This is a genomic window from Streptomyces sp. Ru62 (genome assembly GCF_002920615.1).
Classification (GTDB): Bacteria; Actinomycetota; Actinomycetes; order Streptomycetales; family Streptomycetaceae; genus Streptomyces.
The window spans coordinates 247,575-262,823 of record NZ_PQSU01000011.1 but is presented as its reverse complement, the minus strand read 5'-3'; the positions used below and the strand labels follow the sequence as shown (position 1 = coordinate 262,823).

The 15,249-nt window shown below is 72.4% G+C and carries 12 protein-coding genes; 8 read left to right on the top strand and 4 right to left on the bottom strand.

Annotation, left to right across the window (positions count from 1 at the left end; genetic code table 11):
* The 4 genes from C3492_RS17380 to C3492_RS17365 all read left to right on the top strand — a co-directional run.
* Window positions 1-420 (top strand): alpha-glucosidase C-terminal domain-containing protein (locus C3492_RS17380; protein ID WP_181140416.1); only part of this gene is annotated, 420 nt, incomplete at its 5' end.
* A 97-nt stretch (window positions 421-517) separates the two neighbouring features.
* Window positions 518-1,912 carry a phosphotransferase gene (locus C3492_RS17375; RefSeq protein WP_181140415.1) on the top strand — a complete coding sequence of 465 codons (1,395 nt, stop codon included), beginning with the start codon at window positions 518-520 and terminating at the stop codon, window positions 1,910-1,912.
* Window positions 1,909-4,308: a 1,4-alpha-glucan branching enzyme gene (gene glgB / locus C3492_RS17370; RefSeq protein WP_103812654.1), complete on the top strand. Its 2,400-nt coding sequence runs from the start codon at window positions 1,909-1,911 to the stop codon at window positions 4,306-4,308. Before C3492_RS17375 ends, glgB begins: the two co-directional genes overlap by 4 nt.
* Before the next feature lie 67 nt (window positions 4,309-4,375).
* Entirely contained in the window at window positions 4,376-4,867 is a 492-nt protein-coding gene (locus tag C3492_RS17365) for a lipoprotein (protein ID WP_103812653.1), read from the top strand.
* A gap of 59 nt (window positions 4,868-4,926) precedes the next feature.
* Here the strand turns inward: C3492_RS17365 and C3492_RS17360 are convergent, their stop codons facing one another.
* The 3 genes from C3492_RS17360 to C3492_RS17350 all read right to left on the bottom strand — a co-directional run bounded on the left by C3492_RS17360 (window position 4,927) and on the right by C3492_RS17350 (window position 9,879).
* Window positions 4,927-7,158 (bottom strand): AAA family ATPase, encoded by a 2,232-nt coding sequence (locus tag C3492_RS17360; RefSeq protein ID WP_181140419.1) that lies wholly within the window; start codon window positions 7,156-7,158, stop codon window positions 4,927-4,929.
* A gap of 170 nt (window positions 7,159-7,328) precedes the next feature.
* Window positions 7,329-8,102, bottom strand: a complete 774-nt coding sequence (locus C3492_RS17355) for a DUF2127 domain-containing protein (protein ID WP_103812651.1) — start codon at window positions 8,100-8,102, stop codon at window positions 7,329-7,331.
* A 103-nt stretch (window positions 8,103-8,205) separates the two neighbouring features.
* The gene (locus C3492_RS17350) at window positions 8,206-9,879 is read right to left on the bottom strand and encodes an MFS transporter (RefSeq protein ID WP_103812650.1); all 1,674 of its coding nucleotides are present in this window, start codon (window positions 9,877-9,879) and stop codon (window positions 8,206-8,208) included.
* 136 nt (window positions 9,880-10,015) lie between these two features.
* On the opposite strand from C3492_RS17350, the gene C3492_RS17345 reads away from it, so the two are divergent.
* Complete coding sequence (locus C3492_RS17345; RefSeq protein ID WP_103812649.1) at window positions 10,016-10,630, top strand: TetR/AcrR family transcriptional regulator; 615 nt, start codon at window positions 10,016-10,018, stop codon at window positions 10,628-10,630.
* Between the two features lie 134 nt (window positions 10,631-10,764).
* Here the strand turns inward: C3492_RS17345 and C3492_RS17340 are convergent, their stop codons facing one another.
* A complete protein-coding gene (locus C3492_RS17340; protein WP_103812648.1) occupies window positions 10,765-12,153 on the bottom strand; it encodes a cation:dicarboxylate symporter family transporter in 1,389 nt (462 codons plus the stop codon).
* Window positions 12,154-12,307: 154 nt separating this feature from the next.
* Between C3492_RS17340 and C3492_RS17335 the strand changes: the two genes are divergently transcribed.
* From C3492_RS17335 to C3492_RS44645, 3 genes are read left to right on the top strand one after another with little or no spacing between them, the layout of a single operon-like run.
* Window positions 12,308-13,927 (top strand): sensor histidine kinase, encoded by a 1,620-nt coding sequence (locus C3492_RS17335; protein ID WP_103812647.1) that lies wholly within the window; start codon window positions 12,308-12,310, stop codon window positions 13,925-13,927.
* Window positions 13,924-14,619, top strand: a complete 696-nt coding sequence (locus C3492_RS17330; protein ID WP_103812646.1) for a response regulator — start codon at window positions 13,924-13,926, stop codon at window positions 14,617-14,619. Before C3492_RS17335 ends, C3492_RS17330 begins: the two co-directional genes overlap by 4 nt.
* Window positions 14,598-15,242, top strand: a complete 645-nt coding sequence (locus C3492_RS44645) for a Scr1 family TA system antitoxin-like transcriptional regulator (protein ID WP_181140414.1) — start codon at window positions 14,598-14,600, stop codon at window positions 15,240-15,242. The genes C3492_RS17330 and C3492_RS44645 overlap by 22 nt, the downstream gene beginning before the upstream one ends.
* Window positions 15,243-15,249: the final 7 nt, after the last annotated feature.

Below are 15,249 nucleotides of genomic sequence, written 5' to 3'. Positions count from 1 at the left end.
TCCTGTGACCCGGGACGCCTGTTCCTGCCCGCGATCATGGACCCGGTCTACGGCTACCAGGTCACCAATGTCGAGGCGTCCATGGCCTCACCCTCCAGCCTGCTGCACTGGACCCGCCGCATGATCGAGATCCGCAAGCAGAATCCTGCCTTCGGACTGGGGTCCTACACCGAGCTGCCGTCGTCGAACCCGGCGGTGCTCGCCTTCCTGCGCGAGTACGAGGACGACCTCGTGCTGTGCGTCCACAACTTCTCCCGCTTCGCCCAGCCCACGGAGCTGGACCTGAGCCGGTTCGGCGGGCGGCACCCCGTCGAGCTGTTCGGCGGGGTCCGGTTCCCGGCGATCGGCGAGCTGCCGTACCTGCTCACCCTCGCGGGACACGGCTTCTACTGGTTCCGGCTGCGCAGGGAACCCGTATAGCGCGGGCCCGGGCGGGGCGGTGCGGCGTTTCCACCGCCCCACCCGGGGCACGCATCAGTAACACCCCGACGCCCCCCGGGGAAAGGACGTGACGCCCATGGCGCAAACGGTCACCTCTTCCGGCACCACCGGTTCACTCCTCGCCTCGCTCGACCCCCTGCTGCGCGCCTGGTTGCCCCGGCAGCGCTGGTTCGCTGGCAAGGGCCGCCCGGTCACCGGGTTCACCCCCGTGTCCGTGACCGAACTGCTGCCGCCCGACGGCCGGCTGGGCCTCTACCACCTGCTGGTACGCGTCCACCAGCCCCCCGTGCCCGGCGCCCCGCCGCACCCCGGTGACTGCTACCAGCTCCTCATAGGCGTGCGCGAGGCGCTGCCGCCCCGGCTGGCGCCCGCGCTGATCGGACACGTGACGGAGGGCCCGCTCGCCGGACGCACGGTGTACGAGGCCCTGTACGACACCCGGCCCGCCGAAGTGCTCCTGGAGGCCCTGCGCACCCAGGCCCGCATCGGCGGGCTGTGCTTCGAACGGGACCCGGCGCGGGAGATCCGGCCCGGCCTCGTGCCCCGGCTGATGACCGCCGAACAGTCCAACTCCTCCGTGGTCTACGGAGATACGTTCATCCTCAAGCTCCTGCGCCGGGTGGTGCCCGGCGTCAACCCCGACCTGGAGCTCCCCCTCGCCCTGGCCCGCGAGGGCTGCCCGAGGGTGCCCGCGCCGACGGCCTGGCTGCACGCCGAGGTGGCGGCGGACACCTACGTCCTCGCCGTTCTCCAGCCGTTCGTGAGCGGCGCCGCCGACGGCTGGGAGCTGGCGCTGCGCGAACTGGCCAAGGGCGAGGACTTCGCCGCCGAGGCCCGCGCGCTGGGCCGGGCCACCGCCGAGGTGCACACCGCGCTCGCCCGGGCCCTGCCGACGGTCACCCTCGGCCACGCCCAGCTGGAGTCGCTGGTCGACGGCATGACCGAGCGGCTGGCGGCGGCCGTGCAGGCGGTGCCGGCGCTGCGGCCGTACGAGCGCGCGCTGCGCTCGGCGTACGAGGCGCTCGGCACGCTCGCCGCCGAGGGCCGCACCTGGACCGCCCAGCGCGTCCACGGCGATCTGCACCTCGGCCAGTGCCTGCGCTCGCCGTCCGGTGCCTGGTCGCTGATCGACTTCGAGGGCGAACCGGCCCGGCCGCTCGCCGAGCGGCGCATGCCGCAGCCGCCGGTGCGGGACATCGCGGGGATGCTCCGCTCCTTCGACTACGCGGCCCACTCGGCGACCCCGCCCGCCCAGGACTGGGCGCACACCTGCCGGGCCGCCTACTGCTCCGGATACGCGGAGGTGGCCGGCCGCGATCCGCGTACCGACCCGGTGCTGCTGCGGGCCTACGAGACCGACAAGGCGGTCTACGAGGTCGTCTACGAGGCCCGGCACCGGCCCGACTGGCTCCCCGTACCGCTGAACGCGGTGCGCCGCCTCGCCCTGCCCGACCAGGAGGCTCGTCCGTGACCCCCAAGGGACACAAGGAATCCAAGGCCCACAAGGGAACGAAGGCCAGGAAGGAACCCGCGGCCAGGAAGGAACCCGCGGCCAGGAAGCCGCCTGCGCAGGAAGTCCCCGCGCAGGCGCCGCCGCCCGCCGTGGACGTCCCGCCACGGGCCCCGGCGCCCGCCGTGACGGTCCCGGCGCAGGCGGCGGTACCCCGTGCGGAGGTCGCCGTGTCCCCGGCCGTCGACGCCGGCGACCGCGCACGGCTGCTGCACGGCACCCACCACGATCCGCACTCCGTGCTGGGCGCGCACCCGGTGCCGGGCGGGGTCGCCTTCCGGGCGTTCCGTCCGCACGCGCGGGCGGTCACCGTGGTCTCGGGCGAGCTGCGGGCGGAGCTGCACGACGACGGCGACGGCTTCTTCTCCGGCCTGCTCCCGCTCACCGAGGTCCCCGGCTACCGGCTGCTGGTGACGTACGACGGCTCGGTGCACGAGACCGAGGACGCCTACCGCTTCCTGCCCACCCTCGGCGAGCTGGACCTGCATCTGATCGGCGAGGGCCGGCACGAACAGCTCTGGCAGGCGCTCGGCGCGCATGTCACCACCCACCAGGGCGTCACCGGCACCCGGTTCGCGGTGTGGGCGCCGAACGCACGGGGCGTGCGGGTCACGGGCGGGTTCAACTTCTGGGACGGCACCGCTTTCCCGATGCGCTCGCTCGGCGGCACCGGGGTCTGGGAGCTGTTCGTGCCGGGGATCGGCGAGGGCGAGCTGTACAAGTTCGAGATCACCCGCCCGGACGGCTCGCGCACCTTGCGCGCCGACCCGCTGGCCCGCCGTACCGAGGTCCCGCCGGCCACGTCCTCGATCGTGCACGCCTCGCACCACGAGTGGGGCGACGACGAGTGGCTGGCGCACCGGGCGGACACCCCGGTGCACGCGGCCCCCTTCTCGGTGTACGAGGTGCACCTGCCGTCCTGGCGACCCGGACTGACCTACCGGCAGCTCGCCGAGCAACTCCCCGCCTACGTCAAGGAGATGGGGTTCACCCACGTCGAACTGATGCCGGTCGCCGAGCATCCCTTCGGCGGCTCCTGGGGCTACCAGGTCACCGGGTTCTACGCGCCGACGGCCCGGCTCGGCACCCCCGACGACTTCAAGTACCTGGTGGACAAGCTGCACCAGGCCGGCATCGGGGTGCTGATGGACTGGGTGCCGGCGCACTTCCCGCGCGACGACTGGGCGCTCGCGGAGTTCGACGGGCGCCCGCTGTACGAGCACCACGACCCGCTGCGCGCCGCCCACCCGGACTGGGGCACGCTGGAGTTCGACTTCGGCCGGCGCGAGGTGCGCAACTTCCTCGTCGCGAACGCCGTGTACTGGTGCGAGGAGTTCCACATCGACGGGCTGCGCGTGGACGCGGTCGCCTCGATGCTCTACCTGGACTACTCGCGCGAGCCGGGCCAGTGGACGCCGAACGAGCACGGCGGCCGGGAGAACCTGGACGCGGTGGCCTTCCTCCAGGAGATGAACGCCACCGTGTACCGGCGCTGCCCGGGCGTGGTGACCGTCGCCGAGGAGTCCACGGCCTGGGACGGCGTCACCCGGCCCACCCACCACAAGGGCCCGAGCGGCTTCGGCGGGCTCGGCTTCGGCCTGAAGTGGAACATGGGCTGGATGCACGACTCGCTCCAGTACATGAGCCACGACCCCGTGCACCGCGCGTACCACCACCACGAGATGACGTTCTCGATGGTGTACGCGTACAGCGAGAACTACGTCCTGCCGATCTCCCACGACGAGGTCGTCCACGGCAAGCGGTCCCTGGTGTCGAAGATGCCCGGCGACTGGTGGCAGCAACGCGCCAACCTGCGCGCCTACCTCGCCTTCATGTGGGCCCACCCGGGCAAGCAGCTCCTCTTCATGGGGCAGGAGTTCGCCCAGGGCGCCGAGTGGTCCGAGGCGCACGGCCCCGACTGGTGGCTGCTCGACCCGGCGTACGGCGCCGAGGCGGACCACCGGGGAGTGCGGGACCTCGTCCGGGACCTGAACGCGGTGTACCGGGCGACCCCGGCGCTGTGGCAGCGGGACACCGACCCGGCGGGCTTCGAGTGGATCACCGGGGACGCGGCGGACGACAACGTCTTCGCGTTCCTGCGCCACGACGCCGAGGGCACCCCGCTGCTCGCGGTCTCCCACCTGGCTCCGGTCGTCCGCCACGACTATCGCCTCGGGGTGCCGGAGGAGGTCCCGGCCTGGGTGGAGGTCCTGAACACCGACGCGGCCCGCTACGGCGGCGGCGACGTCACCCACCCGGACGTCGTCAAGCCCGAGCCCCAGCCCTGGCACGGCCGCCCGGCGAGCATCCGGCTGACCCTGCCCCCGCTGGCGACGGTGTGGCTGCGCCCGGCCTGACCGGGCCTTTGCCCTCCGCCCCGCCCCGCGCCTAGGCTCGGCGCCCGGTGGGGCGGAGGGGGAGGACATGCGGCGGGTCGTGGTCGCTCTGGGCACGGTGGCGGCCCTGACGGGCTGTGCTCAGGGCAGGGCGTGCACCCAGGCGGACATGGAGTCGGGCGTCGCCGTGCTGTGGCGGCCCGCGGACTTCGGTGAGCAGCGGGACGCGGTGACGGTACGGCTGTGCGTGGACGGCAGGTGCGAGGAGCGGGCGTCCGGCGATCCCGGGGACCCGTTCGCCATGGTGTCGGTGCGGCTGCCGGACGACATCGGCGCCGGTCCCGTGCCGGTGCGGCTCACGGTGACGTCCAGGCAGGACGGCCGGGTCGTCGTCCGGGACGGCGCGCGGGCGCGGCTGCGCGAGCAGCACCCGAACGGCCGCTCCTGCCCGCCCACGGCCTGGACGGCGGCCTTCCGGGCGCACCCGGAGAAGGGGCTGACGTCGACCGAGGACATGGACCTGCGGAAGACGCCCGGCACCATGGAGGAGCGGCACGGAAGCGACCCGTCCGGCTCTTGAGGAAAGGCGTTCAGGGCGGAGCGGGGCCCGGCGGCTGCCGCCGCGGGCCCCCGCCGGCGTCACTCCATGTCGGCCAGGCCCGCCGGCAGCAGCCCCGTGTGCAGCACGCCGAGTCGCTGGGTGGCCCGGGTCAGGGCGACGTACAGGTCGCTCGTGCCGTAGGCGCCCGGCTCGACCACCAGCACGGAGTCGAATTCGAGGCCCTTGGACTGCCGGGGGTCGAGCAGGACGACCGTCCGCGTCAGGTCGGGCTCGGCGCCGGCCGTGACGCCGTCCAGGCGGGCGGCCAGGGCGCGGTGCAGGCCGCGCGGGGCGATCACCGCGAGCCGGCCCTCGGCCGGGGTGAGTTCGGCGACCGCCTTGGCGACCGCGCCGGGCAGGTCGTCGGTCACCCGCCGCACCCAGGGGCGTTCGCCGGTGGAGCGGACGGAGCTCGGCGGTGCGAAGTCCGGGTTCTCGGCGCGGACCACGGCCGCCGCCAGGTCCATGATCTCGGCGGGGGTTCGGTAGTTGACGCCCAGGCGGGTGTGCTCCCAGCGGTCCTCGACGTAGGGCGTGAGGATGTCCGCCCAGGAGCCGACGCCGGCCGCCTCCGCCGTCTGGGCGGGGTCGCCGACCAGGGTCATCGAGCGGGTCGGGCTGCGCCGCATCAGCAGCCGCCAGGCCATCGGCGACAGTTCCTGCGCCTCGTCCACGATGATGTGCCCGAACGCCCAGGTGCGGTCGGCGGCGGCCCGCTCGGCGGCGCTGCGGTGGTCGGCCTCCTCGTGCCGCTCGGCGAACCGCTCCGCGTCGATGATGTGGTGCGCGGACAGCACCTCGGAGGCGTCCGGGTCGTCCTCCTCCTTGTCCTCGAACTCATAGGTCCGGGAGGCGTAGGAGACGTCCAGGACGCCCTGGGCGTACGCCACCTGCGTCTCGCGTTCGCGTTCGGCGCGGGCGCGCGCCACCCGGTCGTCCTCGCCGAGGAGCTCGGCCGCCTCGTCCAGCAGGGGTACGTCGGCGACGGTCCAGGCGCGGGTCACCGGGCGGCGGATCGCGTCGGCGTCCTCCTTCGGCAGGTAGCCGTCGGGCTCGGCGAGGAAGTCGGCGACCAGCCGCTGCGGGGTGATCCGGGGCCAGAGCCGGTCGATGGCGTCCCAGACCTCGGGGTTCTCGGCGATCTCGTCGCGGATCTGGGTGATGTCGGAGGCGTCGAGCAGGCTGCTGCCGTCGTAGGGGTCGGTGCCCACGCGCTCGGCGTACAGCTCGGTGAGCGTGTTGAGGATGTGCCCCTCGAAGTACTCGCGGGCGGCGTTGTGGGGCAGCTTGGCGGCGCGGGTGCGCTCGCGGGCGACGTTCACCAGGCCGTCGTCCAGCATGAGCACCTCACGGTCGTGCTCGATCGCGATGACCGGGTCGGGCAGGGCCTGCCGGTCGCGTACGACGGCGGCGAGCACGTCGGCCATGCCGGCGCGGCCCTTGACGGCGGCGGCCTCGGGCGTGTCGGCGGCGGTGGCCCTCACGCCGGGGAACAGCTCGCCGACCGTGGCCAGCAGCACCCCGGTCTCGCCGAGGGAGGGCAGCACCTCGCCGATGTAGCCGAGGAAGGCCGGGTTCGGGCCGACGATGAGGACCGCGCGGCGGGCCAGCAGCTCGCGGTGCTCGTACAGCAGGTAGGCCGCGCGGTGCAGGGCGACCGCGGTCTTGCCGGTGCCGGGGCCGCCCTCCACGACCAGCACGCCCCGGTGCGGCGCCCGGATGATGCGGTCCTGGTCGGCCTGGATGGTCTGCACGATGTCGCTCATCCGGCCGGTGCGGGCCGAGTTCAGCGCGGCCAGCAGGACGGCGTCGCCATTGTGGTCCTCGTGCCCGGTGCGGGTGGCGTCGCCGAGGTCGAGGATCTCGTCGTGCAGGGAGGTGACGGTCCGGCCCTCGGAGGCGATGTGCCGGCGGCGGCGCAGGCCCATCGGGGTGTGGCCGGTGGCCAGGTAGAAGGGGCGGGCGACGTCGGCCCGCCAGTCGATCAGGACGGGCGTGCGCTCGGCGTCGTCCTCGCGCAGCCCGATCCGGCCGATGTGGTGCTTGGTGCCGTCGGCGAGGTCGATCCGGCCGAAGCAGAGCGAGCCGTCCACGGCGTTCAGCGCGGCGAGCAGTCCGGAGCGCTCGGCGACCAGGATGTCCCGCTCCAGCCGGGCCTGCATGGGCTTGTCGCCCTGGGCGAGCGCGTCGGCGACGGAGGTCTCGGCCTCGCCGCGCAGCACGTCCACGCGCGCGTACAGTCCGTCGATGAATTCCTGCTCGTGCTGGATTTCATCGTCTGGAAAGTCGGTGTTTGACAATTCCGCTCCCGCCCGGATATACTGTGCTCAGCGAATTACTCCGTGACTTCTCCTCGATGAAGTCACGAATCATTGAATATACGCACAGCAATCCCCCGAGCGCAATTGCTCAGGGGATTTTTTGATGGGCGGGACCGGGTCTACAGCGATGCGGACACCACGCCCGCCGACTCCTCCACCTCCATCAGCGAGGCGCTGTGCCGTTCCTCCTCGAACTTCCGCCGCCCGCCGCGCAGCCCGAAGAGCCGCTTGGTCAGGGCGATGTAGAGGACCGCGAGGATGTTCAGCACCAGCGTGGCGATCTTCAGCCAGCTGATGTGCTCGGTGAGTTCGTAGATCTCCAGCGGGAGGAAGGCGGCCGTCGCGACCACCGTCAGATACTCCGCCCAGCGCTTGGCGTACCAGAGGCCGACGGCCTCGATCAGCTCGATGAGCGCGTAGGCCAGCAGAAGTCCGGCGACCAGCAGCAGGGTGGAGTGCCGGTAGCCGAACGCCTTCTGGACGGAACCGACGACCGGCGAGTGGTCCAAGTCGTGGTGGAAATGCCGGAAGACCGGGCGGAAGACGTCCAGGTACTCGTCGAACAGGCGGCGGACCGCGTCCTGGCTGTTGCTGAACTTCCACACCGCGACCGCGACCAGCACGATGAACATCCCGCGCACGGCCCGCTCGACGGCGAGGAAGCGGAGGACGAACAGGTCCCGCAGCACCGTGCCGCGCGGCACCAGCGGCGCGTCGGCGGCCGGCCCCGAGCCGTGCGGCTCGCCGAGCACGAAGTCACCGCAGCGCAGACACCGCCAGACGTCCCCGAGCGCGGTCCGCGCGTGCAGCCGGATGCGCAGCCGGGGGTCGTCCGGCGCGTAGGTGACATGGCCCCTGCGCGCGCAGGTCCGCCGGTCCCAGTCGATCTTCATCCCCCATGCCTCCGCACTCGTATGGACACCACCCGTACGGACGTCGTACACGAACGTGCCGTTCCGGTCGGCCCGGAACGGCACGGACGAAGGGAGCGGTGGGTCACTCGGCCGCGCTGTCCACCAGCTCCTTCTCCGCGGTCGCGGTCCCCGGTGCGCCGGTCTCGCGGCGCGGCAGCAGGACGGCCACCAGGACGGTGCCGACACCGAGGATCACCGCGCCGACCAGACTCGTGTGGGCGACCGCGTCGGAGAAGGCGGAGCCCACCGCGTCGGCCATCTGCCGGGCGCCGGCGGCCAGGTCACCGGCCTGCTGCTTGAGCTGCGCGGCCTGCTGCGGGTCGCTCGCCCGCTGGGCCCGGGCGGCGGCCTGCTGCGCCTTCTCGCCGATGCCCTGCGCGACGGCGTACCCGGCGCCGACCGAGTCCTGTGCGGTGTCGAGGGCGCTCGTCGGGAGCTTGCTGCCGGCGGTGGCGTCGCTCAGGTGGTCGCCGTAGGAGGTAGCGAGCAGCGAGCCGAGGATCGCGATGCCGAGCGAGCCGCCCAGCTCCAGCGAGGTGTCGTTGACGGCGCCGCCGACGCCCAGCTCGGACTCCGGGAACGCGCCCATGATGGCGTCGGTGCAGGGCGAGAGGGCGAGGCCGATGGCCAGGCCCAGGATGACCAGGGGCGCCACGAAGTCCCCGTACGTGGAGCCCGCGTCCACCCGGGTGAGCAGGGCGAGGGCGGTCGTACCGCCGACCATGCCCGCGCTGACGGTCCACTTCATGCCGACGCGCGGGGTGAGCCAGCCGGTCAGCGCCGAGCCGACGAAGACGGCGCCGGCGAGCGGGAGCATGCGCACACCGGTCTCCAGGGCGTCGTAGCCGAGGACGAACTGGAGGTGCTGGGTGAGGTAGTAGAAGGCGCCGAAGACGGCGAGGAAGAACAGGGCGACGGCGAGGTTGGAGCCGGCGAACCGGCGGCCGGTGAAGCGGCGCACGTCCAGGATCGGGCGCGGGTGGCGCAGCTCCCACAGCACGAAGGCGACCAGACCCACACCGGCGGTCACCGCCGCGGCGACGGCCTTGGTGCCCCAGCCGAAGTGCGGACCCTCGATGATCATGTAGACGAGCGCGCCCGTCCAGAGCACCGACAGCAGTCCGCCGACGTAGTCGATGCGGTCGTGGTGGCCGGCCCGGGACGGCGGCACGAGGACGAGGGCGGCGACGATCGCGACGGCCGCGACGGGCACGTTGATCAGGAAGGTCGAGGACCAGCCGTGGTCGCGCAGCAGGGCACCGGCGACGACCGGTCCGGCGGCGATGGCGAGCCCCGCGGTGGCGGTCCACAGCGTGATCGCCTTGGCCCGCTCGGCGCGCGGGAAGGTCGCGGCCAGCAGGGACAGCGTGGCCGGCATGATCAGCGCCGCGCCGACGCCCATCACGGCCCGGGCCGCGATGACGGTCGCCGCGCTGTCGGCGAGGTACCCGAAGACGGCCCCGCCGCCGAACACCAGCAGGCCGAGGACGAGCGCCCCGCGCCGGCTGTACTTGTCGCCGATCGCGCCGAGCAGCAGCATCAGCGCGGCGTAGGGGACGGTGTAGCCGTCGATCACCCACTGCAGGTCGGCGCTGGAGAGCCCGAGGTCCCGGGTCATGTCGGGCGCCGCGACCGTGAGGGCGGTGTTCGCCATCACGATGATCAGCAGGCTGAGGCAGAGCACCAGCAGCGCCCACCACCGCCGGGCGTAGGGGCGGTCCGTCCTTTCGACCGGTTCGGTCATGACGAGTCGCATGGCAGGGGTCGCCTTCCTCGGGTACGCGACAGGACTTGCACAATGGCGTGCAATTGCACAACCATGTGCAATGTACGTCGTTGCACAATGCTGTGCAAGTTGACCGGAGGAGCCCGGAAGCCCCCGGGGAGGCACAATGACCGCCATGACCACGGGTAACACCAGCCGCGCCGACGCCAACCGGCGCCGCATCCTCGACGTCGCCCTCGCCGAGCTGCTGCGCGACCCCGACGCCTCCATGGACCAGATCGCGCGCGCGGCAGGGGTCGTACGACGGACGGTCTACGGCCACTTCCCCAGCCGGGAGGCGCTGATCGGCACCCTGGTCGACGGAGCCGTGCAGGCGCTGGCGGACGCGGACGCCCGGGCCCGTGCCGGAGTGACCGACCCGGCGGAGGCCGTGGCCCGCTCGGTGCTCGCCCTGTGGCCGGTCGCCGACCGCTACCGGCTGCTGATCGCCCTGGCCCAGCGCACGGTCACCGTGCAGGGCATCCGCGAACGCCTCGCGCCCCTGCGCCAGAACAAGATCCGCCTCCTCCAGCGCGGCCTGGACGAAGGCGCCTTCAGCTCCCCGCTGCCCGCGCCGGCCCTGGCGTACGTGCACGAGCAGATGCTGTTCGCGGTGATGGAGGCGGTGAACGACGGACTCCTGGCAGCGGAAGAGGCGGGCCGCTCCGCCACGGTCGCCGTCCTGACCGCGGCGGGCGTACCCGCCTCACGGGCCACCGAGCTGGTGGCCGAGGTGTCGTAGCAATGGGGAGTGTCCGGGCGGAAAGAGGGAAGCCGGGCGGCTGAGGCACGGGGGAGCCTCAACCGCCCGGCGGCGGTACCCGAACGCCCGGCCCGGGTTCAGGCGGGGCCGGACGTCCGGAACTACAGGGTGGATCAGGCCTTGGCGAGTTCCTTCTCGCCGTCCTCCCGAGGCTCGGGAACCTCCTTCACCTCGGCCCCGCCCTCATCCAACAGCGTGGTCTCGTCGAACGGCAGCTCCCCGGCCAGCACCCGCCGCACCCGGACCTTGTCGATCTCCTTGGTCCACGTGCCGACCAGCACCGTCGCGACCGCGTTGCCCGCGAAGTTCGTCAGCGCCCGCGCCTCGCTCATGAAACGGTCGATGCCGACGATCAGCCCGACCCCGTCCACCAGCGCCGGCTTGTGCGACTGCAGGCCGCCGGCCAGGGTGGCGAGGCCCGCACCGCTGACACCGGCCGCGCCCTTCGAGGCCAGCAGCAGGAACAGCAGCAGCGGGATCTGCTCGCCGATCGACATCGGCGTACCCAGCGCGTCCGCGATGTACAGCGACGCCATGGTCATGTAGATCATCGTGCCGTCGAGGTTGAACGAGTACCCGGTCGGCACGGTGATGCCGACGACCGGCCGGCTGACGCCCAGGTGCTCCATCTTCGCGATCAGCCGCGGCAGCGCGGACTCCGACGAAGAGGTCGACAGGATCAGCAGGAACTCCCGGGCGAGGTACTTGAACAGGGAGAAGACGTTCAGACCCGCGACGACCCGGAGCAGCGCGCCGAGCACGATGAAGACGAACAGGAAGCAGGTGACGTAGAAGCCGAGCATCAGCACGGCGAGGCTCTTGAGCGCGTCGACGCCGGCCGAACCGACCACCGCCGCGATGGCACCGAAGGCACCGATCGGCGCCGCCCACATCACCATGGACAGGATGCGGAAGACGAGCCGCTGGATGTGCTCGATGCCGCGCAGCACCGGCTGTCCGGCCGAGCCCATGGCCTGGAGCGCGAACCCGGCGAGCAGGGCCACCAGCAGCGTCTGGAGCACCTGGCCCTCGGTGAAGGCGGAGACGAACGTGGTCGGGATGATCGACAGCACGAAGTCCACGGGCGGCAGCGCGTCCGGCGACACCTGGTCGTGCCCGGTCGCCTTGATGGCGTTGGTGATGTGCAGCCCGTCACCGGGGTGCAGCACATTGCCGACGACGAGCCCGATGGCGAGCGCGACGAGCGACATCACGAGGAAGTAGCCGAGGGCGATACCACCGACGGCGCCGACCTTGGCGGCCTTCCGTACCGATCCGATGCCGAGCACGATCGTGCAGAAGATGATCGGCGAAATCATCATCTTGATCAGGTTCACAAACCCGGTGCCCAGCGGCTTCAGCTCCACCGCCGCATCGGGCCAGATCAGGCCCACGCCGATGCCGAGCGCGACCGCCACGATGACGGCGATGTACAGGTAATGGGTCCGGTCCCGCTTCACGCGGGGTGCGGCAGGTGCCGTATCGGGGGTGCTGGCGGCCACGACTGCCCTCCTTGACGTCTTCGTCGGCGAACAACCGGCGTGCGGCTCACGTCCGGGCGTTTCTGGGGAATGCCGTGACTATCTCCCGGCCTGTGAGGGCGGTCACCCTTCCGTTCATTTAGTTCACGCTTAACCGGAGAGGCACACTGCTGACATGCGCGTACCCACCCTCCCGCGGCCCCGGAGCCTGGCCGGCCAGCTGTTCGCCATGCAGGCCGTGCTGATAGCGGTGGTCGTGGCCGGGTACGCGCTGTTCACCTACGTCAGCGACCAGCGGCAGGCCGAGGACGCCGCCGCCCGGCAGGCCACGGCGGTGGCCCGGTCGATCGCCGACTCGCCCTCGGTCCGCGAGGCGATCCGCACCCCCGACCCCACGGCCCGGCTTGAGCCGTACGCCCTCCAGGTCATGCGGGACGCCAACGTCGACTTCGTGACGATCATGAACCCGGCCGGCATCCGCTGGACCCACCCGGACCAGAACCAGATCGGCAGACGCTTCCTCGGCAACATCGGCCCCGCCCAGCACGGTCGTACCTTCACCGAGACCTACACCGGCACGCTCGGCGCGTCCGTCCGCGCGGTCACCCCCATCTCGGACAACGGCCGGATCGTCGGCCTGGTGAGCGCCGGCATCAAGGTGGAGACGATCAGCGCCCGGGTCCAGGACCAGGTCACGGCCCTGCTCGGGGTGGCGGGCGTGGCGCTGCTGCTGGGCGCGGTCGGCACGTACGTGATCAACGCCCGGCTGCGCCGCCACACCCACGGCATGAACGCCACCGAGCTGAGCCGGATGCACGACTACCACCAGGCGGCGCTGCACGCCGTCCGCGAGGGGCTGCTGATGCTGGACGGCCGGTACCGGGTGGCGCTGATCAACGACGGCGGCCGGGACCTGCTGGGCGTGGGCCCGGAGGAGGACGTGGTCGGCCGCTCGGTGGCCGACCTGGGTCTGCCCGCCCCGCTGACGGGCGCCCTGCTCTCCTCGGAGCCCCGGGTGGACGAGGTGCACCCGACGGCGTCCCGGGTGCTGGTCGTGAACACGTCCCCGGTGTCGGGCGGTGAACAGCGGGGCACGGTCGTGACGCTCCGCGACGTCACCGAACTCCAGTCGCTGATGGGTGAGCTGGACTCGGAACGCGGCTTCACCCAGGCGCTGCGCTCACAGGCGCACGAGGCCGCGAACCGCCTGCACACGGTCGTCTCCCTGATCGAGCTGGGCCGGGCCGAGGAGGCCGTGGAGTTCGCCACGGCCGAACTGGAGCTGGCGCAGGCCCTGACCGACCAGGTGGTGGCGGCGGTCGGCGAGCCGGTGCTGGCCGCGCTGCTGCTGGGCAAGACCGCGCAGGCGAACGAGCGGGGGGTGGAGCTGGTGGTCTCGCCGGACAGCCGACTGGACGACGGCCTGCTCCCGGAGAGCCTGTCCGCCCGCGACCTGGTGACGATCCTCGGCAACCTGATCGACAACGCGGTGGACGCGGCGCAGGGCAGCGCGCGGGCCCGGGTGACGGTGACGGCGTACGCTACGGCCGCCGAAGTGGTGCTCCGGGTGTCGGACACCGGCCCGGGGGTCGACCCCGCCCACGCCGACCTGGTGTTCCAGCGGGGGTTCTCCACGAAGCCGGCCGAACCCGGGGGGCGGGGACTCGGGCTGGCCCTGGTGCGGCAGGCGGTGAACCGCCACGACGGCACGTTGACGGTGGCCGAGGCGGAGGAGGGCGGAGCGGTGTTCGAGGTGCGGTTGCCGTTGCGCACGTCCACGGGCGGCGCCCGATGACGCGCGAGGAGCAGCCCATCCGCGTCCTCGTCGTCGAGGACGACCCGGTGGCCGCCGACGCGCACGTGATGTACGTCGGCCGGGTGCCGGGGTTCGTCGCGGTCGGGAAGGCGCACACGGGGGCGGAGGCACGGCGCCTGCTGGACCGCACTCCGGTGGACCTGCTGCTGCTGGACCTGCACCTCCCCGACGTCCACGGCCTGCAACTGGCCCGGTCCCTGCGGGCGGCCGGGCATCACGCGGACGTCATAGCGGTGACGTCCGCGCGCGACCTGGCGGTGGTACGGGAGGGGGTCTCCCTGGGCGTCGTCCAGTACGTGCTGAAACCGTTCACCTTCGCGACATTGAGGGATCGGCTGGTCCGTTACGCCGAGTTCCACGCGGCGGTGGGCGAGGCGAGCGGCCAGGACGAGGTGGACCGCGCCCTGGCGACCCTGCGCGCCCCGACGCCGGCGGCCCTGCCGAAGGGGCTGAGCGGGCCGACCCTGGAACGGGTGACGTCCACGCTCCGCGAGGCGTCCGCCGAGGGCCTCACGGCGGCCGGGGTGGCCGAGGCGGTGGGCATCTCCCGGATCACCGCACGGCGGTACCTGGAGCACCTGGTGGACGCGGGGAGAGCCGGCCGGAGCCCGCTGTACGGGCAGGTGGGGCGGCCGGAGCTGGTGTACCGGTGGGTGTCTCAGGGACGGTGAGGGCGGCGGCGGCTGCGCGGGCGGCGGCGGCTTCGGTGGGGGCGGCGGCGGCTTCGGTGGGGGCGGCTTCGATGGAGGCGTTGGCGCGGGCGTGGGCCACCGAACCACCGGACCGACTCATGGGTGTGCCGGGGGTGTCCGTCGTAGACGATCACGTACGCGTCGCCCACCGGACCGACCGGCAACGGGTGCTCGACCGCCCGAGCCCTCCGGCGCTCGACGTGATCCTCCACGAGGCCGCCCTCCGCATGGAGTTCGGCGGGGCCGCAGTCGCGCGGCGCCAACTGGAGCACCTGCTGCTCATGTCCGAACGCGAGACCGTGACGTTGCGGGTCATCCCGTTCAAGGCGGGCGGCCTCCCGGGGGCTGGGCAGTCCGTCGTCTACGCCGAAGCGGCCGTCCCCCGCCTCGACACCGTGGAACTCGGAGCGTGGCGCTCGCGCCGGACGCCTCGCATGACTTCATCCACACCTTGGTCCACGACCTCCAGGAGAGCCGCCATGACCGACGTCAACTGGGAGGAACCCTTCTGCGGAGAGGGCGCCAACTCCGGGACATCAAGGCCGGCAAGGCGGACCATCTCCTGCAGCCCGCCGGGGATCAATCCCGCGCAGACACATTGACCTGACT

What these genes read in the sequence shown, in the direction of transcription:
- C3492_RS17330 (WP_103812646.1), top strand. Translation starts at nt 13,924, where the DNA reads ATGACGCGCGAGGAGCAGCCCATCCGCGTCCTCGTCGTCGAGGACGAC.
- C3492_RS17365 (WP_103812653.1), top strand. Translation starts at nt 4,376, where the DNA reads ATGCGGCGGGTCGTGGTCGCTCTGGGCACGGTGGCGGCCCTGACGGGC.
- C3492_RS17355 (WP_103812651.1), bottom strand. Translation starts at nt 8,102, where the DNA reads ATGAAGATCGACTGGGACCGGCGGACCTGCGCGCGCAGGGGCCATGTC.
- C3492_RS17375 (WP_181140415.1), top strand. Translation starts at nt 518, where the DNA reads ATGGCGCAAACGGTCACCTCTTCCGGCACCACCGGTTCACTCCTCGCC.
- C3492_RS17350 (WP_103812650.1), bottom strand. Translation starts at nt 9,879, where the DNA reads ATGCGACTCGTCATGACCGAACCGGTCGAAAGGACGGACCGCCCCTAC.
- C3492_RS17335 (WP_103812647.1), top strand. Translation starts at nt 12,308, where the DNA reads ATGCGCGTACCCACCCTCCCGCGGCCCCGGAGCCTGGCCGGCCAGCTG.
- C3492_RS17345 (WP_103812649.1), top strand. Translation starts at nt 10,016, where the DNA reads ATGACCGCCATGACCACGGGTAACACCAGCCGCGCCGACGCCAACCGG.